At 68.7% G+C, this 18992-nt stretch carries 16 protein-coding genes and 2 rRNA genes; 16 read left to right on the top strand and 2 right to left on the bottom strand.

Annotated elements, in window-relative coordinates:
• From F4Y45_01430 to F4Y45_01395, 8 genes are all read left to right on the top strand, one after another.
• Positions 1-384 (top strand): 23S ribosomal RNA (locus tag F4Y45_01430); the annotation flags it as partial.
• Between the two features lie 103 nt (positions 385-487).
• A 5S ribosomal RNA gene (rrf, locus tag F4Y45_01425) occupies positions 488-604 on the top strand.
• Positions 605-657: 53 nt separating this feature from the next.
• Positions 658-1410: a hypothetical protein gene (locus tag F4Y45_01420; protein ID MXY23166.1), complete on the top strand. Its 753-nt coding sequence runs from the start codon at positions 658-660 to the stop codon at positions 1408-1410.
• A gap of 9 nt (positions 1411-1419) precedes the next feature.
• Positions 1420-2901, top strand: a complete 1482-nt coding sequence (locus F4Y45_01415; protein MXY23165.1) for a peptidase M64 — start codon at positions 1420-1422, stop codon at positions 2899-2901.
• 27 nt (positions 2902-2928) lie between these two features.
• Complete coding sequence (locus F4Y45_01410; GenBank protein MXY23164.1) at positions 2929-3381, top strand: (2Fe-2S)-binding protein; 453 nt, start codon at positions 2929-2931, stop codon at positions 3379-3381.
• Positions 3382-3394: 13 nt separating this feature from the next.
• Positions 3395-5557, top strand: coding sequence for a xanthine dehydrogenase family protein molybdopterin-binding subunit (locus F4Y45_01405; GenBank protein ID MXY23163.1), 2163 nt, complete (start codon positions 3395-3397; stop codon positions 5555-5557).
• A gap of 30 nt (positions 5558-5587) precedes the next feature.
• A complete protein-coding gene (locus F4Y45_01400) occupies positions 5588-7036 on the top strand; it encodes an FAD-binding protein (protein ID MXY23162.1) in 1449 nt (482 codons plus the stop codon).
• Positions 7036-8271 carry an FAD-binding oxidoreductase gene (locus tag F4Y45_01395; GenBank protein MXY23161.1) on the top strand — a complete coding sequence of 412 codons (1236 nt, stop codon included), beginning with the start codon at positions 7036-7038 and terminating at the stop codon, positions 8269-8271. The genes F4Y45_01400 and F4Y45_01395 overlap by 1 nt, the downstream gene beginning before the upstream one ends.
• On the opposite strand, the gene F4Y45_01390 is transcribed toward F4Y45_01395, so the two are convergent.
• Positions 8268-9677: a 4Fe-4S dicluster domain-containing protein gene (locus F4Y45_01390; GenBank protein ID MXY23160.1), complete on the bottom strand. Its 1410-nt coding sequence runs from the start codon at positions 9675-9677 to the stop codon at positions 8268-8270. The genes F4Y45_01395 and F4Y45_01390 overlap by 4 nt on opposite strands.
• Positions 9678-9841: 164 nt before the next feature.
• Here F4Y45_01390 and F4Y45_01385 point away from each other — a divergent pair, with 164 nt between their 5' ends.
• The 8 genes from F4Y45_01385 to F4Y45_01350 all read left to right on the top strand — a co-directional run bounded on the left by F4Y45_01385 (position 9842) and on the right by F4Y45_01350 (position 16790).
• Positions 9842-10822: a quinone oxidoreductase gene (locus F4Y45_01385; protein MXY23159.1), complete on the top strand. Its 981-nt coding sequence runs from the start codon at positions 9842-9844 to the stop codon at positions 10820-10822.
• Between the two features lie 36 nt (positions 10823-10858).
• Positions 10859-11332 (top strand): RidA family protein, encoded by a 474-nt coding sequence (locus F4Y45_01380; GenBank protein ID MXY23158.1) that lies wholly within the window; start codon positions 10859-10861, stop codon positions 11330-11332.
• A complete protein-coding gene (locus tag F4Y45_01375; GenBank protein MXY23157.1) occupies positions 11329-12132 on the top strand; it encodes a formylglycine-generating enzyme family protein in 804 nt (267 codons plus the stop codon). The genes F4Y45_01380 and F4Y45_01375 overlap by 4 nt, the downstream gene beginning before the upstream one ends.
• Positions 12133-12232: 100 nt before the next feature.
• Positions 12233-14182, top strand: coding sequence for a thiamine pyrophosphate-binding protein (locus tag F4Y45_01370; GenBank protein ID MXY23156.1), 1950 nt, complete (start codon positions 12233-12235; stop codon positions 14180-14182).
• Between the two features lie 12 nt (positions 14183-14194).
• Positions 14195-14731 (top strand): hypothetical protein, encoded by a 537-nt coding sequence (locus F4Y45_01365; protein ID MXY23155.1) that lies wholly within the window; start codon positions 14195-14197, stop codon positions 14729-14731.
• The gene (locus F4Y45_01360) at positions 14715-15137 is read left to right on the top strand and encodes a c-type cytochrome (GenBank protein MXY23154.1); all 423 of its coding nucleotides are present in this window, start codon (positions 14715-14717) and stop codon (positions 15135-15137) included. The genes F4Y45_01365 and F4Y45_01360 overlap by 17 nt, the downstream gene beginning before the upstream one ends.
• The gene (locus F4Y45_01355; protein MXY23153.1) at positions 15134-15610 is read left to right on the top strand and encodes a GNAT family N-acetyltransferase; all 477 of its coding nucleotides are present in this window, start codon (positions 15134-15136) and stop codon (positions 15608-15610) included. The genes F4Y45_01360 and F4Y45_01355 overlap by 4 nt, the downstream gene beginning before the upstream one ends.
• 4 nt (positions 15611-15614) lie before the next feature.
• Positions 15615-16790 carry a DegT/DnrJ/EryC1/StrS family aminotransferase gene (locus F4Y45_01350; GenBank protein MXY23152.1) on the top strand — a complete coding sequence of 392 codons (1176 nt, stop codon included), beginning with the start codon at positions 15615-15617 and terminating at the stop codon, positions 16788-16790.
• Here the strand turns inward: F4Y45_01350 and F4Y45_01345 are convergent.
• Complete coding sequence (locus F4Y45_01345; protein ID MXY23151.1) at positions 16772-18907, bottom strand: pyrroloquinoline quinone-dependent dehydrogenase; 2136 nt, start codon at positions 18905-18907, stop codon at positions 16772-16774. The two genes, F4Y45_01350 and F4Y45_01345, sit on opposite strands and share 19 nt — an antisense overlap.
• Positions 18908-18992 lie beyond the last annotated feature (85 nt).

Below are 18992 nucleotides of genomic sequence, written 5' to 3'. Positions count from 1 at the left end.
CCTGGGGCTGAAGCAGGTCCCAAGGGTTGGGCTGTTCGCCCATTAAAGCGGTACGTGAGCTGGGTTTAGAACGTCGCGAGACAGTTCGGTCCCTATCTACCATGGGCGCAGGAGATTTGAGGGGGGCTGTCCCTAGTACGAGAGGACCGGGATGGACGAACCTCTAGTGTACCAGTTGTCGCGCCAGCGGCAGTGCTGGGTAGCTACGTTCGGATGGGAGAAACGCTGAAAGCATCTAAGCGTGAAACCCTCCCCAAGATGAGATCTCCCTGGATCTTCGGATCCCTGAAGGCTCCTGGAAGACTACCAGGTATATAGGCCAGATGTGTAAGGCTTGCGAGAGCTTGAGCTTACTGGTACTAATCAGCCGTGAGGCTTGACCTTTTTTTCTTTCACATTGCGTGGTTGGAACGCTGCCGTTTGCAGAGTATTCCGTTGTCGGCTCTTTGACATGAACGGTCGCACCGTAGGGGCCGTTCCAGATTTTCCCGGTGGTCATAGGAGAGGGGAAACACCCGTTCCCATGCCGAACACGGCAGTTAAGCCCTCTACCGCCGATGGTACTGCGGGGGCGACTCCGTGGGAGAGTAGGTCGCTGCCGGGAGTCTTCTTGACGCCCGGACTCGAACGCCGAGTCCGGGCGTTTTCTTCGTGATGATGACGGCGCTGCAGACGGGGGAGGTCGCTGGCGGCACGGACGATCGAGGGATCCCGGTCGAGTTCGCGGGCGATCGGCGGATCCGCGCGCGGAACAAGGTGTACTACCGGGTGGTGCACTGGCCGATCTGGATATGGGTCTTCTTCATCCTGCCGGGGCCACTGACGTTTGATCTCTTCGAGTCGGGGTTCGACGGGCGGATGGCGGCCTGGCTGGGCGTCGTGTTGCTGGGCACCGGGATCGCGGGTTTGCGGGGTCGGTTGCCGGGGGTGGAGGCGCGGCCGTACATCATCCGCTTTACGGAGGACCGACCGAACCCGCTGTACCGGCGCGTCTGCTACACGTTCGCCTGGAGTGCGGTGGTGACGTTCGCCGTGCTGCACATCGCGGGGCTGGCGTGGGCGATCGCCACCGGCGATTGGCTGATGCGGCAGATTTATGAGGCGGGCTATTTTCCCATCGCGGCGACGATCTGGATCCTGGGGGCGATGGGACGTCTACCGCGGGTCAAGGCGTCGACGAAGGGAGAAGGCCACGAGCGGCGGTTCTTCTATGGGTCGCTCTGGGCAGTGTGCCTGGCGCAGCCGACACTCTGGCTGTTGTGGGCGGTTCTGCCGCCGGGCCGGCCGGGCGACATCGTCAAGCTGGCCGTCTTCATGGCGCTGCTGGCCTTTGTCGGCTATCTGTCGTACCGCGGGCGGCTGCCGCGGACGCGGCCGATCGTGCCGGGGGAACTGGCGATAAGCGACTAGAATACGGGCATGCAGGCCGTTCGCCAGCGCCTCGTCGGCCTGACCGGACTGGTCATTCTGGTGACCTGCGCCGTTCTGGCGCGCACCGGGCCGGGCCCGGTCGGGTTGCAGGCCCAGGCGTCGGACGACGGCCGCTTCGATGCGTACTTCCTCGACAAGACGATGCGCGTCGACTACTTCCATGCGGGCGGACTGGGGACCGAGATCGTCGCGCTGGATCGGGTGGTCTCCGACGGACCGTGGCCGGGCAGCCGGACCCGCCTGATCGACGACCTCAACCTGGGGAAGTACCTCTTCGAAGTGATCGATCGCCGGACCAACCGGGTCATCTACTCCCGAGGCTTCGCATCCATCTACGGCGAGTGGGAGACGACGCCGGAGTACCGGGAGACACACCGCACGTTCCACGAATCGCTGCGCTTTCCCTGGCCGCGCCAGCCGGTGCAAGTGGTTCTGAAGGCGCGAGACGTCGAGAATGCCTTTCACGAGATCTGGTCGACCGTCATCGATCCGAACTCCCGCTTCGTCAACCCGGCCGATCGGGCGCCGGCCGGAGAAGTCTGGCCGCTCTTCGAGAATGGACCGCCCGCCGAGAAGGTGGACCTGCTGGTGCTCGGAGACGGGTACTCCGCGGACGAACGGGAGAAGTTTCACGCGGATGCGCGCCGTCTCGTCGAGGCGTTGTTCGAGGAGGAGCCGTTCCTGAGCCGGCGCCGCGACTTCAACGTCTGGGGCCTCGACCTGCCGTCGGCCGAGTCGGGCGTGACGCGACCGCGTGCCGGACAGTTCCGGCGGACGCCGCTGTCGGTCGAGTACAACATCTTCGATTCCGAGCGTTACATCCTCACCTACGACAATCGGGCGTTGCGCGACGCGGCGTCCGCCGCGCCGTACGAGTTCATCGAGATTCTGGTGAACGAGGAGCAGTACGGCGGGGGTGGGATCTTCAACTTCCAGGCGACCGCGGCGGCCGACGCCGGGTTTGCCGAATACGTTTTCATCCACGAGTTCGGCCACCATTTCGCAGGGCTGGCCGACGAGTACTACACGTCTGACGTCGCGTACGAGACCGGCGCGTCGTACCACCCGGAGCCTTGGGAACCGAACGTCACCGCGCTCCACGACCCGGCGAACGTCAAGTGGGGCGACCTGATCGAGGCGGACACGCCGCTACCCACGCCCTGGGACAAGGCGGCCTTCGAGTCGGGTAGCATCGAGGCGCAGCGGGAGCGGCGCGAGCTCCGGACGGCGGGAGCGGCGGAGACGGACGTGGATGCGCTCTTCACCGCACAGATGGAGCGCGAGACCGGACTCCTTGGCGGGATGCCGTATGCAGGGAAGGTGGGGGCGTTCGAGGGAGCGTCGTACGAACCGACCGGCCTCTACCGGTCCGAGATTGACTGCATCATGTTCACGCGGAACCCGGTCGGGTTCTGTCGCGTCTGCCAGCGCGCCATCTCCCGAGTGATCGATCAGTATTCGAGGCCGTAAGATTCCGGCAGACGAGGAGGCGCGAGGATGGCAACAACCTTGACCGTGAACGGGCAGACCCGTTCCGTCGATGTAGAGCCCGACACGCCGTTGCTGTGGGTGCTGCGCGATACGCTCGGGTTGACCGGCACGCGCTTCGGGTGCGGCGTTGCCGCCTGTGGCGCCTGCACCGTCCACCTGAACGGTCGGGCCGTGCGCACCTGCACCCTGCCGGTCTCGGCCGCCGAGGGGGCGGATATCACGACGATTGAGGGACTCGCCAGCGGTGGCACGCTCCACCCGGTTCAGCGGGCCTGGATCGATCATCAGGTCCCCCAGTGCGGGTACTGCCAGTCGGGAATGATCATGGCGGTTTCGGCCCTGCTCGATCAGCGGCCCAATCCGACCGACGAACAGATTGACGCCACGATCACGAACATCTGTCGCTGCGGCACGTTCGCGCGCGTGCGTCGCGCCATTCACAGCCTCGCGGGGGGCTAGCCGGGAGAGCGCCATGGGCAAGTGGACTCGACGCGCCTTCATCGGAGCCGGCACGCTGGTCGGGGGAGGTTTCGTTCTGGGCGTGGCCGGGGTGGCCTTTGCGCCGGGGCGCCACACCATCGTGTCGGACGACGCGGAAGAGAAAGGTGAACTGACCACCTGGATCACGGTCACCCCCGACAACCTGACGACGATCCTCATTCCGCACTGCGAAATGGGGCAGGGTTCGCAGACCGCACTCGCCATGATGGCGGCCGAGGAGATGGAGGCGAACTGGGATCTCGTCCGGATCCAGGAAGCTCCCGCCCTCGACGCCTACGCCAACGCCTACCTGCTGCGAGCCTTCACCGGCGACTCTCTGCCGGCGCCCCTCGGCCGCGCGATCGACTACGGGGCGTATCGGCTGGCCCGTTGGTTCGGCACGCAGGTGACCGGCGGCTCGACCGCGATCCGCGGCACCGGCTACGGCATGACGGTGGCGGGAGCGGCAGCGAAGGAGATGCTGATTGCCGCCGCGGCGGAACGATTCGGAGTTCCCGCTGCCGAATGCACGGCCACCCGGTCGCGGGTGACGAACGCCACGTCCGGGCAGGCAGCCAGCTTCGGCGAGCTGGCCCGCGCCGCGGCGGCGATTCCGGTGCCGACTTACCCGGCGCTGAAGGATCCCGACACCTACACACTGCGGCGCACGGCCGTTTCACGCTTCGACATCCCCCCGAAGGTCGACGGGAGCGCGCGTTACGGCATCGACGTGACGCTGCCCGGCATGCTGTACGCCGCGGTCGACATCGCGCCGGTCCAGGGTGGCAGGCTGGTTTCGGTGGACGAGAATCCCGCCCTGGCGATGCCGGGTGTCGAACGCGTCGTCCAACTCGATGAGGCGGTGGCCGTCGTCGCGGACAGCTACTGGCGGGCTCGCCAGGCGCTGGCGGCGCTCGAGCCGGTGTTCGACGATGCCGGCCACGGCGACGTGTCGAGCGATTCGATCTTCGCAGCCTTCGACGAGTCGCTCGGTACGGCGCCGGCGATGCCGGACGGCGCCGCGCAGGTCGTCACGGCCGACTACCGCGTGCCGTTTCTCGCCCACGCCACGATGGAGCCGATGGCGTGCACGGCCCGCGTCGAGGCCGACCGCGCCGAGGTATGGGCGGGCACTCAGGATCCCCTGAACGCCCGCTCGACCGCCGCCTCCGCCCTGGGGTTCGACACGGATCAGGTGCAGCTTACGAATCTGCAGTTGGGCGGTGGTTACGGCCGGCGCCTGCCGTTCACCTTCGACTACGTCGACCTGGGGGTCCGGATCGCGAAGGCGGTTTCCCCCACCCCCGTCAAGATGGTGTGGAGCCGCGAGAACGACATGCAGCACGACTTCTACCGGCCGGCCGCCATGGCGAGGTTTGCCGGCGCCCTGGACGCCACCGGCCGCCCGGTGGCCGTCGCGTCCCACTACGCCGGCGGCGGCGACGGCGAGTCCCTGTTCATGCCGTACGCCATCGACGACATCCGGTTCGAGGACCGGGACGTCCCGCATCCCGTCCGGGTCGGGGAGTGGCGGTCGGTGCACAATTCGCAGCACGGGTTCTTCAAGGAGTCGTTCATCGACGAGTTGGCGCACGCGGCCGGGAAGGACCCGTACCGGTTCCGGCATGAGCTGCTCGGCGAGCAGCCGCGCTTTCGCGCCGTGCTCGAGCGCGTCGCGGCGATGGCCGACTGGGAGCGGCCCCTCCCCGCGGGCGAGGGGCGCGGCATCGCGATCGCCGAGAGCTTCGGTTCGATCGTCGCGCAGGTCGCGCACGTCGCAATCACGCCCGAGGGTCGCCTTCGCGTGCGGAACATGTTCGCCGCCGTCGACTGTGGGGATGTCGTCAACACGGACACGGCGACGGCGCAGGTGGAGGGCGGTGTCATCTTCGGCCTCTCGGCGGCGATGGTTGCCGAAATCACGATCGCGGGCGGCCGCGTGGTCGAGGGCAACTTCCAGGATCACCAGATGATCCGGCTCGCCGACGCCCCCGCCGTCAGCGTCGAGTTCATCCGCTCCGGAGAGCGTCTCGGCGGGTTGGGCGAACCGGGAGTGACACCCGTCGCTCCCGCTCTCACGAACGCGATCTACGCGGCCTCGGGCGTCCGGGTGCGGACGCTTCCGATCAAGAATCAGGAGTTGCGGCGCGCGTAGCCGGCGCAGCACGGTTCCTGGATGAGTGCCATGGACGCGCGGGTGATTGCGGAGCTGGAACGCATCGTTGGCCCGGACGGCCTGGTGCGCGATGACGGAGAACTGTTGACGTACGAGACCGATGGCCTCGTGAAGCTCCGTTCGAAGCCGGGGGCCGCCGTCCTTCCGACCACCACCGAGCAGGTCCAGGGCGTGGTCCGGCTGTGTCACGAGCACGGCGTCCCATTCGTCGCACGGGGGCAGGGGACGGGCCTCTCGGGCGGGGCCATGCCGCACCCGGACGGCGTGCTGATCGTGATGACCCGCATGAACCGCATCCTGGACATCGATATCCCGAACCGGCGCATCACGGTCGAGCCGGGGGTGATGAACCTCGACGTAAGCAAGGCGGTGGCCGCCGACGGCTACTATTACGCTCCGGATCCGTCGAGCCAGGTGATCTGTTCGATCGGCGGCAACCTGGCGGAGAACTCAGGCGGCGCCCACTGCCTGAAGTACGGGTTCACCGTCCACCACGTCCTCGGGGTGGAGGCGGTTCTGCCGAACGGCGACCTGGTTCATGTCGGCGGCCCCGCCCTCGATGCGCCGGGACTCGACCTGCTCGGGGTCCTCGTGGGATCCGAGGGGACACTGGCTGTCGTGACGAAAGTGACCCTCAACCTGCTCCGGAAGCCGGCCGCGGTCGAGACGCTGCTGGCGGCGTTCGATTCGACGGAGGCGGCCGGGAACGCGGTGTCGGGGATCATCGGCGCCGGGATCATTCCGGCTGCCGTCGAGATGATGGACCGCGTCACCATCGAGGCGGCGGAGGCGGCGGTTCACCCGAACTTTCCGCAGACGGAGGCGATTCTGATCGTGGAGCTCGACGGTGCGGAAGCGGATGTCCGCGCCCTCTTCAGCCGCGTCCAGGAGGTCTGCACCGAAGCTGGCGCGAGCGAGATCCAGGTGGCGCGGACCGGCGATCAGCGCGCCCGTTTCTGGCAGGGACGGAAGGCGGCGTTTGCCGCGATGGGTCGGGTCTCGCCCAGCTACTACGTGCAGGACGGCGTCATTCCGCGAACCCGCCTCCCGGAGGTGCTCAACCGGATCCGCGATTTGTCGGAGCGCTCCGGACTCAAGATCGGCAACGTGTTCCACGCCGGCGACGGCAACCTCCACCCCCTCGTCTGCTACGACGAGCGGATCCCGGGACAGGCCGACCTGGCGCAGGAGGTGGCGTCCGAGATACTCACCTACTGCCTGGACGTCGGCGGATCGATCACGGGGGAGCATGGCGTCGGAGCCGACAAGGCGGTGCACCTGCCGAAGATGTTCAGCGAGAACGATCTCGACACGATGCAACTGGTCCGCTGCGCCTTCGATCCGAGCCGGGTCTGCAATCCGGACAAGGTCTTTCCGACCCCGAGGCTCTGCGGCGAGGTGCCGGGGCCGTACCGCCGGCACCCGGCGGAGGCGGCAGGTCTCGCGGATCGCCTCTGATGCCGCTGTCGGCAGCCCTTGAAGTGCGGGCCGGAAGCGACGGCGACCTGATTGACGGGGTCCGTCCTCGCCTGGTGGCGGCCCCGGAGACCACGGAGGCGCTTGCCGAGACGCTCGCCGGGGCGTCCGGGGAGGAGTTGGGGGTGGTCGTGACCGGGGGCGGCACCAAGCTCGCCTGGGGCGCACCGCCGGGCACGATCGACCTGCAGCTTTCGACGGCGCGGCTCGGAGCCGTGCTCGAGCACCGGCATGGTGACCTGACCGCGACAATTCAGGCGGGCACGACGCTCGCATCGGCCAACATGGAACTGGCGGGACACGGCCAGCGTCTGCCGTGGGATCCGCCCTGGCCCGACCGCGCGACCATTGGAGGCATCGTTGCGACAAACGACAGCGGTCCCCGCCGGCATGGGTACGGTTCGCCGCGCGACGCGATCATCGGCGTCAGCCTTGCGCGCGTCGACGGGCAGGTGGCGAAGGCGGGTGGCATTGTCGTCAAGAACGTCGCCGGCTACGACCTGTCGCGGCTGCTGACCGGGTCCTTCGGGTGCCTCGGCGTCATCCTGACCGCGACTTTCAAGCTGGCGCCCATTCCCGCGGCGTCGCGCACGGTAGAGGTGACGGCCGGCACGCTCGAGGCGGCCGCGAAGGCTGCGGTCGCGCTGACGGGATCCCGGCTCACGCCGACGGCAATCGAGCTGACCGGAGCGCCGCCGCGGCTGCTCGTTCGCTTCGAGTCGGTCGAGGCGTCGGTCGCGCAGCAGGCGGACGAGGCAGTCGGGATAGCCGGCGCCGAGGGCGCCGCGGCGTCCGTGCTGGACGGCGCGGCGGAGGACGCTGTCTGGCAGCGGCATGCGGCGCATTGGGACGGCGACGGCACTCTGGTCAAGCTGAGCACGGTGCCGGCGGAGCTCTTCCCGACCCTCGTTCAGTTGCGCGACCGCGCCGCCGAGGCCGGAGTCGGACTGGTTGCCTCGGGGCGAGCCGGCCTGGGGGTGGTCGATCTCCGCCTGGACGGTCCGGCCGAGGCAGAGGCGCAGCTGATCCGCGAATTGCGTGATCAGTTGCCGGTTGGCCGCGGGTCCGCCGTTATCCGACGCGGAAGCGCGGAACTCCGGAGCCGGATCGATCCGTGGGGGCCAATCGGTGACGCCCTCCCCCTGATGCGCGCGGTCAAGCGCCAGTTCGATCCGGACGGCCGCCTCAACTCCGGCCGGGGCCCCGGCGGCTGCTAGCGCGCCCCTGCGGGCGCACGGGCGCCAAGCTCCTGACCCGCCCCGGCTGGTGAGGTGTCGCCAGTTCCAGGTTGCCCTGTGCAGGCGCCGCCGCCGCGGATTGACGCATCCACCAGTTCGACCAGGTGCATCGTTCGGAGGCGACGGCCCTCGCGTTCCAGCGTACTCTGCAACTGCAGCAGGCAGCCCGGGTTGGACGAGACTACCGCGTCGGCGCCGGTGGCGAGCACGTTGCGCGCCTTTCGCCGTCCCAGGTCGCCCGCCGCTTCCGGCTCCACCAGGTTGTAGATGCCCGCCGATCCACAGCAGAGGCCCCCTTCCGGCACGTCGTGCACTTCCAGCTCGGGGATCGTCGACAGTACGCGCCGCGGCTCGGCGCTGACCCCCTGGGCATGTTGCAGGTGACACGCGTCGTGATAGGCGACGCGTAGGGCGATCGGGTGGCGTTGAGCGCGCGGCTCGAGGTCGGCCAACACCTCCGAGACGTCCCGGCACTTGCCGGCCAGGGCCGCGGCGCGTTCGGCGTAGGCGGGATCGTCGCGCAGCAGGTGGCCGTAGCCCTTCAGCGTCGACCCGCACCCGGCCGCGTTGATCACGATCGCGTCGACGTCGGCCAGCGCCGGCTCGAACGCGTCGATGAACCGCCGGGCCAGGGTTGCCGCGTCCGCTTCCAGTCCCGCGTGCAGCATCAGCGCCCCGCAGCAGCCCTGCGCCTGGGGGATCACGACATCGCATCCCTCGGCCGCCAGCACGCGCGCGGTCGCCCGGTTGACGTCGCTGAAGAAGACCCGCTGCACGCAGCCGAGCAGCAACGCGACCCGGCGGCGGGGCTCTCCCTCGGCCGGCACGTGCGCCGGCATTGACGACCAGGCGCCGCCGAGCGAGAAGCGCGGCGCCACCGCCTCCATCGCGCGGACCTGCGGCGGGAGGAGGTCGAGGAGGCCGGTCTTGCGAACGAGCCACTGCAGCCCGGACCGCTGGTAGAACCAGAGCTTGAGCGCCACCAACCGGAGCCGCGCGGGGTACGGAAAGAGGGCGAAGATCAGCCGGCGGAACAGGCGGTCGGCGAGCGGACGCGGTACGTGTCGTTCGATCTGCGCCCGTGTCGCCTCGATCAGCTTGTCGTACTGCACCCCGGAGGGGCAGGCGGTGACACACGCCATGCAGCCCAGGCAGGTGTCGAAGTGCCGGGCGAACGCCGGCGTGATCTCGGCCTTTCCCTCCGTCGCCACCTTCATCAGGTGGATCCGGCCGCGGGGCGAGTCGGTCTCGCGGTTCCAGAGCGCGTAGGTCGGGCAGGGCGGAAGGCAAAAGCCGCAATGAACGCAGTCGGCGAGCAGATCGGGCGACGGCGGGTGTTCCGCGTCGAAATAGCCGGTCGCTTGGGTGGGGGCGCCGCCGCTCATGTCCACGCCTATCCTAGCGTGCCCGCGCGCCCCGGTGGGCGCCTCGCCGCTCTCGGTGCTACGCGGGGTTCGCCACGGGCTGCCGGCAGTGGCGGAACCCCCGGCTGCTAAGATCAGGACCTTCCGACGGGCGGCGGCACACGTTGAGGAATGGAGTAGTCAGGATGGCGCACGCGATTCGGATCCATGAGAACGGGGGCCCGGAGGTGCTCCGGTGGGAAGCGGTCGATGTCCCCGATCCGGGACCGGGCGAGGCGGTGGTTCGCCAGACGGCGTCGGGGCTCAACTTCATCGACGTCTACTTTCGAACCGGCCTGTACCCGGCGCCGCAAATGCCGTTGACGATCGGCAACGAAGGTTCCGGTGTGGTCGAAGCGGTGGGCGACGGGGTCACCGAGGTGGCGGTGGGCGATCGCGTCGCGTATTGCATGAGCCTGGGCAGCTACGCCGAGCGCCGCGTTATCGCCGCGCGGCTGCTCGTGAGGGTGCCTGACGCGATCTCGAACGAGGCAGCCGCGGCGGCCATGCTGAAGGGCTGCACCGTGCAGTACCTGATCCGTCGGACCCACGCGGTGCAGGCGGGCGAGGCGGTGCTGTTCCACGCCGCGGCGGGGGGCGTCGGACTGATCGCCTGCCAGTGGCTGAAGCACCTCGGCGCCACGGTCATCGGCACAGTCGGCACCCGCGAGAAGGCGGAGCTGGCCCGCGCCCATGGCTGCGACCATCCGGTTGTCTACACGGAAGAAGATGTCGTTGAACGGGTGAAGGACATCACCGGCGGCAAGGGCGTGCCGGTCGTGTACGACTCGGTCGGGAAGGACACCTTCAGGGCATCGATCGACTGCCTGCAGCCGCGTGGCCTGATGGTCAGTTTCGGCAACGCGTCGGGCGCCGTGGAGGCATTCGCGCCGGCTGTCCTGGCGGCGAAGGGATCGCTCTTTCTGACGCGGCCGACGCTGGCGAGCTACACGGCGACCCGGGCCGAGCTGGAGGAGACGACGGCGGAGCTGTTCGACGTGATCGGCCGCGGCATCGTGAAGATCGAAGTGCACCAGACCTACCCGCTCGAGCGGGCGGCCGACGCGCATCGCGACCTCGAGGCACGCCGGACGACCGGATCAAGCGTACTGCTGACCGGCGTCTGAGACGGCGGCGACGGCTTTCGGAGGAGGATTGACACCATGCGGATACATCGGATCGCACTTGTTTTCGTCACCGGGATTGTCGTCGGCGCCCTCTTGGCGAGCGCCGCCATCACCCTCACTGCCACGCAGGACTCGTCGCCGCGCGCGATCAACCTGCCGGGGCGCACCACGACCGCTCCCTTCAGCGATGCCGTCCTCGTCGGCAACACGCTCTACGTGGCCGGCCGGCTGGGGATGGATCCCGACACCGGCCGTCCGCCCGCGTCGCCGGCGCAGGAGGCGCGGAATATCCTCGACGGCATCCAGGCGGTGCTGGCCGAAGCGGACATGACGATGGACGACCTCGTGAACGTGCAGGTCTTCTGTTCCGACGTCTCGCTCTACGGCGAGTTCAATCAGGTCTACACGGAGTACTTCAACGACGATCCACCGGCGCGCGCGTTTCTCGGTTCCGGACCGCTGTTGTTCGGTGCGCGCTTCGAGGTGAACGGGATCGCCGTAAAGGGATGACGCACATTCGTGCGGCGGCCGTCGCCGTCTGGTTCGCCGCCGTAGCGGCCGGGCCGTCCGGCGCCGGCGCGCAGCCGATCGAGCTCCCCTGGTTGACGGTTCCGGCCGGGACGTTCCAGATGGGTTGCGTGCCGGGCGATACGCTCTGCCTCCAGAGCGAGCATCCACGCCACGCGGTGACCCTGTCGCAGTTCGACCTGATGGCGACGGAGGTGACGGTCGCGCAGTACGCTCAGTTCGCCGAAGCGACGGGCCGCGGGCTTCCCGTCCAGCCGGACTTCCCGCAGGCGGACGACCACCCCGCCGTCCACCTCTCGTGGGACGACGCGGCGGACTTCTGCGCCTGGTCCGGAGGGCGCCTGCCGACCGAGGCGGAATGGGAGTACGCCGCGCGCGCCGGGCATGACGGCCGGCTCTACTGGTGGGGCGACGAGGTCACGCGCGACTACGCGAACTTCGGCGACCTGACCTGCTGCGGTGGCGCTACCGGCGGTCCCGACATCTGGGTCAATACGGCGCCGGTCGGATCGCTCCCGCCGAACGACTTCGGCCTGCATGACATGGTCGGCAACGTCTGGGAGTGGGTCGACGGCTGGATAGACGACTTCTATCCGGACGGCCCGGTGACCGATCCGCAACCGCCCGCCGCCGGTTATCTCCGCATCATGCGCGGCGCCTCGTGGCTCAACTACCCGGAAGTGCTCCGCCTCTCGGTTCGTCTTCCGTTCTCCGCCGAGAGCCACACGAGCAATGTGGGGGCCCGCTGCGCCCGGGACCCGCGGTCCGTCGCCATCGAATAGCAACGGAAGCGGCTTGCCGGCAGCCCCGGCCATCGGTCGCGCCGGAGGTTTTTTTGACACGTGCGGGCGGCGCGATTAGCATCCGCCGATGGAGGGTTCCATGAAGACCAGCAGGCGGCAGAAGCGGACCGGGCAACCGGCGGCGGAATCACGGCGTGCGTTCATGCGGCAGGCGGCGCTCGGCGGGGCGGGTGCGGCGGCGGCGTTGGGCGCGGGGCGGACGGCGTTCGCGGCCGAGGAGGACATCAAGCCGATCACCATCCCGGCGGAGTTCGAGGCGGCGAAGGGCGCGACGCTTCCCGCCGTGGACTTCCCGATGTCTGGCGCGCAGGTGTTCGCCCGCGCCTGCAAGGAGGAGGGCGTCAAGGCGCTTTTCACCTGCCCGGGAAACTACGACGTGGTGCACGCTATCGCCGACACCGGTATCCCGACCTACTCGGGCCGGCACGAGGGGTCGCTGTGCCATGCGGCTGACGCCTTCTGCCGCGCGACCGGCGAGGTGGCCGCCGCGTCGGGGACCGAGGGTCCCGGCTTCACCGACATGATCTGCGCCATTTCCTGCGCAAACTCGGCCCGCTCCCCGGTGCTCGTGCTCGCGAGCAACAAGACGATCTTCGCCGAGGACACCGAGCAGGGGATTCAGGATCAGTACCAGCAGCCGCTGACCGAGGGGATCAGGAAGTACGGCAAGCGGCTCATCACCCCGGCGCGCACCTGGGAGTACGCGGGCTATGCGTTCCGCCAGCTCAAGAGCGGCGTGCCGAAGCCCGTGCATATCGACTTCCCGGCCGAGATTTCCCGCGCGCGTTTCAACGACGCCACGGAGGTGGAGTACTTCTTCGACAAGACGAAGTACCGGACCGAGACGAAGCCGCATCCCGACCCGCGAGCGATAGATCGCGCGGTGGAGTTGCTGCGCAACGCCGAGCGGCCGATCATCGTGTCGAGCAACGGCGTCCTCTACAGCCGCGCCTGGGAGGCGCTTCGCGCGCTGGCCGAACGGGCGCAGATTCCGGTGGTCGAATCGGGTGCCATGAAGGGGCAGTTCCCCGCCGACCACGAACTGTCGGCCGACGCGGCGCCGCAGGCGCTGTTGAGCGCGGACGTCGTCCTCCTGGCCGGGCAGTACTGCATGCCGACGCAGGGCGAGTTCGCCTTCGGTCCCGACGCCCGCTACATCCGGATCGATCCGGATGCGGAGGACATTGGCCGCAACCTGCCGATTGAGCTCGGCATCGTAAGCGACGAACGCGCCGCGCTAGAGGCGCTCGCCGCCGAGATGCCGCGCCAGCGGCACGAAGCGTGGGTCGCCGAGGTGGCCGCCGCGCGGGCCGCGTTCGAGGCGGAGAACGAGGAGTACTACCAGACCGGCCTGGGCTACACCGACGCGGTGCATCCGGCGGTGATCGCCCGCGAGCTGGCGCAGTTCATCCACCACGGCAACCTGCCGGCCGACCGCACCACCATCCTGCAGGGGGGCTACGGCATCGCCCGCTACACGCGGCGGTATCTCCGCGCGCACCGGCCGGCGCAGATTGTCAACGGCGCCTACCAGTACGGCGCGATCGGCCCCGACGTGGGCTACACCATCGGCGTGTCCGCGGCGGTCCGCCACGGCATCGGAGCCCAGGCGGACTACGAGGGCCATCCGGTGATCGCCATAACCGGCGACGCCGGCTTCGGTTACACGGCGATGGAGGTGGAGACGCTGTCGAAGTACCGGTTCCCCGCCGTGATCGTCGTCTACAACAACAACGCGTGGGGTACCTGGTCGGGCCAGCGGGACAACACGATCGGCCTGCCGGTGCACCTGTTCCAGGAGAACCTGCGCTACGACAAGCTGGGCGAGGCCCTGGGGGCGCACGGCGAGTACGTCACCCGCGCCGACGAGATGCGTCCGGCCCTGGAGCGTGCGTACCAGGTGGCCCTCGACGAGAGCCGGCCAAGTGTCATCAACGTGCAGGCCAAGAAGGAGTTCTGGCTGCGCGATCAGTACGCGCCCGGTTTCCTCGGCAAGGTGGAACCCGGGGTGATGTCGTACTACCACTAGGCGTAGGCGCGCGTGGGCGGGAGCCGGGCGTCCGGGGCCACACCGCCGGAGCGGGTGACGGCGCGCGGAAACGCGGAGGCGAGGGCCGGCCTCGCGGAAGTACGGGCCGGCCTGCAAGGCTACGCCGATCGCGGCGTCTTCCGTGGTCTGGCCGAGCGGCCGGCCCGTGGCGGCCGGCTCCAGTTCAGCTTCGGGTGGCTGGCCCCGGATCCGTTCACGCTTCTCTACGATCCGGCGGCCGGCACGCTCACCTTCCGCGACCTGCTGCCGAACGTCGGGTCGCGCACGCCGCTCGCCGCCGCGCTCCGCAAGTTCATCCAGGGCCGCACGTCCCCGGCGTTGCCGCCGCATCGGCGCATTGATCCGCGCCGCGCCGGCGTGCGATGCTCGATCCGGCGAGGCGCGCTGACCGTCGAGGTGTTGGCGAAACCGTCCCAGCATGGCTACGGGGTCAACCGGGCCGTGAACCTGGTGAACGAGCTGTTCGTCCATTTGCAGACATATCATCCGGAATACATGTGGGAGAACTTCGATGCGCCGCAGGAATGACCCGATAGCCCAGACGTTCGTTTTCACCGCCGTTCTGGCCACCGCGGCCGGCATGACGCTGGCCGCCCATAACCTGCCCGCCGAGCCGCAGGAATCATCGGAGGCGCAGGCGCTGGTCAACCCGATCGAAGCGACACAGGAGTCGCGCGCGGCGGGGCGGCAGCTCTACGTGTTCATGTGCCGCGAGTGCCACGGCAACAGCGGGCGGGGTGACGGCGACATGTCCCATGCGGGCGGCGTGCCGTCGGATTTCACCGACGACGTCTGGAAGCATGGCGAGACCGACGGCGAGATCTTCACCGTGATCAAGGAGGGGGTCACGGCCGACATGCAGGGCTACGCCAACCGCATGAACGACGAGCAAATCTGGCATGTCGTGAACTACCTCCGGAGTCTTGGTCCGTGAGTTCCGCGATCGATTACCGCCCGATGCGGCCGGACGAGGCGCCGGCCGTCTCGGCGATGATCGTCGCGGCTTTCGACGAGTTCATCGCACCCGACTACGGGCGGGAGGGGATTGCCGAGTTCCACCGGTTTGCGGCGTCCGACGCCCTCGTGGCGCGGATGACGAAGAACCACTTCGTTCGCGTCGCGGTAGCCGGGGGCTCACCGGTCGGCATGATAGAAATCCGGGACAACAACCACGTTGCCCTGCTCTTCGTGGACAAGGCGTACCAGCACCATGGCGTCGCCACCAGCCTGCTGGACATGGCCCTGGCCGACGCGCGTGACGCGAAGCCCGATCTGGCCCGGGTGACGGTCAACTCCTCCCGGTTCGGCGTGCGGGCCTACGAGAAGCTGGGCTTCCGCCAGACGGGTGCGGAGCGGACGGTCAACGGGATCGTCTTCATCCCGATGGCGAAACAGTTGAACGGCTGACGTCATGCGCGTCCCGTTTCTCGATCTGGCCGCGCAGCTCGAGACGACGCGGCCTCGGGTCGAACGCGCGATCCGTGACGTCGTCCATTCCGGTCATTACATCGGCGGCCCGGCGGTAGAAGGCTTCGAGCACGCCATGGCCGAGCGTCTCGGCGTCGGGCACGCGGTCGGCGTGTCGTCCGGCACCGATGCGCTGCTGGTCACGCTGATGGCGCTTGGCGTCGGGCCGGGCGACGTGGTGCTGACCACGCCCTACTCGTTCTTTGCGACCGTCGGCGCCATCCTGCGGGTCGGGGCGCGGCCCGCCTTCGTCGACATCGATCCGAGGACGTACACCCTCGATCCGCTGGAGCTGGACGCGTGGTTTGAGCGCGAGGCCGAACGGCGCGAACAGGTGCGGGTGATTCTGCCGGTTCACCTGTTCGGCCAGTGCGCCGACATGACGCCTGTCCTGCGCACCGCCGAGGCGCACGACGCGAGGGTCGTGGAGGATGCCGCGCAGGCGCTGGGCGCACGGTATCCATGGGGGGCGGACGGCCGAACGCCGGCGGACGCGGACACGGCCGGCGACTCGGCCACCGCCGCCGCCGCGAGCTGCTATTCGTTCTATCCCACGAAGAACCTGGGCGCCATGGGGGACGCCGGTCTCGTCGCGACCGACAGCCCGACGCTGGCGGCGGCGCTACGCCGCCTTCGCAATCATGGCGCGGACGCCGGCTACCGGCATCTGACGGTGGGAGGGAACTTCCGTCTCGACGCACTGCAGGCGGCAATCCTCTCGGCCAAGCTCCCGTATCTCGACGCCTGGCTCGAACAGCGTCGCGCCCGCGCCGCGTACTACGACGAACATCTGTCGGCGGTGGAGGGCGTCGACCTCCCGGCGGCGGTGTGGGGACGAGACCACCATGCGTACCACCAGTACGTGGTTCGGGTGCCGGCGCGGCGCGACGAGCTCCGCGCGTACCTGGCCGATCAGCAGATTGAGACGATGGTCTACTACCCGGTTCCGCTTCACCTCCAGCCCTGCATGGCGGCTCTGGGCCATGGGGAGGGCGACTTCCCGGTGAGCGAGGCTGCGGCTGCGCGGACGCTCGCGCTGCCGATCTATCCGGAGCTGACGGTCGCGATGCAGGATCGCGTCGTCGAGGCGATCGCGGCGTTCTATTCCGGCAGGGCGTAGGCGACGATGCGCGGCCCGCCGCCGATGGCGACGGCGATGTACTGGCGGCCATCCAGCAGGTAGGTCATCGGCGTGCCGACCGGACCCGCCGGCAGGTCTACCGCGCCCCGGATCTCGCCCGTCTGCTTGTCCCAGGCGACGAGCGCCGGTCCGCCCTGGCTCCCCGCGGTAGGCACCGAGCTGATGAGCAGCGTCTTCGTCAGCACCGGCCCCGCGATCGTGCCGTCCCCGAGGGGCGGCAGGTTGAGGTGGCGCAGCCGCGGATGGTTCCGGATCCGATCGCCGTTGCCGAGCGGCACCATCCAGACGTGCTCGCCGGTGTTCATGTCGATTGCCGTAATGCGCGAGTAGGGCGGCTTCAGGAGCGGCAGCCCCTGGGGCATCCGCGCCTCGTAGTTCTGGCCCTGCCGGATCTGCGCCAGACGCTGCTGCTCCGGCGCGCCATGCGTGTAGCGCATGGTTGCGCCGAGCGCGGGATCGGGTGTGTAGAGCGGTATGGCGACCGCGATGTTCCGCGACGGGACGTAGAGCCATCCGGTCTCCGGATCGACCGCCGCCCCGGCCCAACCGGCCGCGCCGAAGTCGGGCGGGCGCATCAGGGTTCCCTGCGTGCCTCCCTCGATGGGACGGCTTGGCGGCGTGAAGAGGGGGCCGATGATGAAGTTGCTCACGACTTCTTCCGCTATCGCGCGGATCTCGGGGGTGAAATCGACCAGGTCGTCGATCGTTACTCCCTGATAGTCGAACGGCGCCGGCTTCGTCGGGAACGGCTGCGTCGGCGCGGGGACCTCGCCGGGCATGTTCGTCTCCTGAGGCACCGGGCGTTCCTCGATCGGCCAGATTGGGTCGCCCGTCTCCCGATCGAACGCGTAGACGAACGCCTGTTTGCTCACCTGCACGAGCGCCTTGATCGGCCGGCCGTCGACGACGACGTCCACGAGGTTCGGGTGCGTCGGGAAGTCGTAGTCCCACAGCCCGTGATGGACCGCCTGGAAGTGCCAGACCCGCTGGCCCGTCTCGACGTCGACCGCGATGATCGACTCCGAGAAGAGGTTGTCGCCCGGCCGGTCGGCGCCGTAGTAGTCGTTCGTCGTCGTTCCGGTCGGGAGATAGACGTGGCCGAGTTCGTTGTCGCCGGCCAGCATCGACCAGACGTTGGCGTTACCGGAGTAGCGCCACGACTCGTTCAGCCAGGTGTCGACGCCGTACTCGTCGGCGCTGTTGGGGACGGTGTGGAAGTCCCAGGCGTGCTCGCCGGTCCGGACGTCCCAGGCGCGCACCCACCCGGGTGGCGCCTCCTTCGTGATGCGCCGGTCGGCGATCTGGGAGCCATGGATCACCTTGTCGCGCACGACGATCGGCGGCGAGTTAATCGAGTAGAGGAGCGCGTTCAGGTAGTCGCGCGCTTCGCGGTCGACCCGCGGGATGCCGACCATGGCGTCGACCATGCCGCTGCCGTTCGGTCCGAAATCGGCGCACGGCCGGCCGATCCTTGCTTCGACGCAGACGACGTAGCCATTGCCAGTGCCCCAGAAGATGCGCTCGTCACCCTCGCCGTCGGTCCAGTAGGCGACGCCGCGCTGCGTCCAGGGACCGCTCATCGACGGCGTCCCCTCCTCGTAGCCCTTCGGATTGAAGACCCAGAGCGTCTCTCCCTTCGACGCGTCGACGGCGACGCCCTGCGAGAGCGGGGTATTGAAATAGAGCACGCCGTCCACCATCAGCGGAGTCACCTGCAGCCGCGACGGGTTGGGCGGCTGGCTGGTCCGGTAGAGGTTCGGCGTTTCTTCGACCAGCGCCTCCACGATGGTGTCCAGCGGCGCCCACCACTCGCCGCCGTTGGGCGTCGTCCGGCTGACGAAATTGTCGACCGACGTCCACTCCCAGACGATCTCGAGGTCACTGAAGTTGCTCGCGTCGATCTGGTCGAGCGGCGAGTACTTCGTCCCCTTGACGTCTCCGGCGTAGCTCATCCACTCGCCGTTCGAGGTGTCGTAGGTCTGCCACGGACCGCCGGCGCTTCCCGCGGTCGTCTGCGCCTGCGCGCCGGTCGCCCCGGCAGTGGCGATGATGGCTATGGCGAGGATGGCGGTCGAGCGGATGGCCAGCGTCTTCATTGCTTGTCTGCTCCCTGGCGCCGGGCAGCCCGGACGCCCGTCCCGGCCGCGCGGTCCGGGTTCCCTGCGTTCGGGGATCCTATAC

The organism is Acidobacteriota bacterium (assembly GCA_009838525.1).
Classification (GTDB): domain Bacteria; phylum Acidobacteriota; class Vicinamibacteria; order Vicinamibacterales; family UBA8438; genus VXRJ01.
Note: the sequence above shows the minus strand (reverse complement) of the source record. Positions and strands in the feature narration are given on the sequence as shown.

Bases quoted from the DNA above. Each gene is read 5' to 3' on its own strand.
- F4Y45_01345 (MXY23151.1), bottom strand. From the start codon at position 18,907: ATGAAGACGCTGGCCATCCGCTCGACCGCCATCCTCGCCATAGCCATC.
- F4Y45_01410 (MXY23164.1), top strand. From the start codon at position 2,929: ATGGCAACAACCTTGACCGTGAACGGGCAGACCCGTTCCGTCGATGTA.
- F4Y45_01350 (MXY23152.1), top strand. From the start codon at position 15,615: ATGCGCGTCCCGTTTCTCGATCTGGCCGCGCAGCTCGAGACGACGCGG.
- F4Y45_01400 (MXY23162.1), top strand. From the start codon at position 5,588: ATGGACGCGCGGGTGATTGCGGAGCTGGAACGCATCGTTGGCCCGGAC.
- F4Y45_01385 (MXY23159.1), top strand. From the start codon at position 9,842: ATGGCGCACGCGATTCGGATCCATGAGAACGGGGGCCCGGAGGTGCTC.
- F4Y45_01375 (MXY23157.1), top strand. From the start codon at position 11,329: ATGACGCACATTCGTGCGGCGGCCGTCGCCGTCTGGTTCGCCGCCGTA.
- F4Y45_01420 (MXY23166.1), top strand. From the start codon at position 658: ATGACGGCGCTGCAGACGGGGGAGGTCGCTGGCGGCACGGACGATCGA.
- F4Y45_01360 (MXY23154.1), top strand. From the start codon at position 14,715: ATGCGCCGCAGGAATGACCCGATAGCCCAGACGTTCGTTTTCACCGCC.
- F4Y45_01370 (MXY23156.1), top strand. From the start codon at position 12,233: ATGAAGACCAGCAGGCGGCAGAAGCGGACCGGGCAACCGGCGGCGGAA.
- F4Y45_01415 (MXY23165.1), top strand. From the start codon at position 1,420: ATGCAGGCCGTTCGCCAGCGCCTCGTCGGCCTGACCGGACTGGTCATT.
- F4Y45_01405 (MXY23163.1), top strand. From the start codon at position 3,395: ATGGGCAAGTGGACTCGACGCGCCTTCATCGGAGCCGGCACGCTGGTC.
- F4Y45_01395 (MXY23161.1), top strand. From the start codon at position 7,036: ATGCCGCTGTCGGCAGCCCTTGAAGTGCGGGCCGGAAGCGACGGCGAC.
- F4Y45_01380 (MXY23158.1), top strand. From the start codon at position 10,859: ATGCGGATACATCGGATCGCACTTGTTTTCGTCACCGGGATTGTCGTC.
- F4Y45_01390 (MXY23160.1), bottom strand. From the start codon at position 9,677: ATGAGCGGCGGCGCCCCCACCCAAGCGACCGGCTATTTCGACGCGGAA.